Annotated in this window: 1 pseudogene; it reads left to right on the top strand. The window is 68.7% G+C overall.

The features are described 5' to 3' along the window. Nucleotides 1-441, top strand: a pseudogene (locus FLP08_RS17060) (hypothetical protein); the annotation flags it as partial.

Raw genomic sequence — 441 nt, 5'->3', positions numbered from 1 at the left:
GCGAGTACCTGACCGGGATGTTCGCCTTCGCCGTCTTCGATGGCCGCGACGGCCACCTGCTGCTGGTGCGCGACCGCCTGGGCATCAAGCCGCTGTATTACGCGCGGCACCGCGAGGGACTGCTGTTCGGCTCGGAGATCAAGTCCATCCTGGCGCATCCGGAATTCGCCGCCAGGCTCGACGCGGTCGGCCTGGTCGACCTCCTGACGCTGTCCCGGGGCACTTCGCAGACGCCGTTCCGCGAGGTCCAGGAACTGCTGCCCGGCCACCTGCTGTCCTGGCGTCCCAATTCCCAGGCGAAGTTGCGCCGCTACTGGGAGGTGCGCCGCCAGGAGCATGCCGACGACCTGCAGAGCACCGTGCAGCGCACCCGCGAACTGGTCACCCGCGCCCTGGGGGCGCAATTGCACGCCGACGTTCCGGTGTGTTCGCTGCTATCGG

This window comes from Christiangramia aestuarii, from assembly GCF_009735585.1.
Lineage (GTDB): Bacteria > Bacteroidota > Bacteroidia > Flavobacteriales > Flavobacteriaceae > Christiangramia > Christiangramia aestuarii.
Note: the sequence above shows the minus strand (reverse complement) of the source record. Positions and strands in the feature narration are given on the sequence as shown.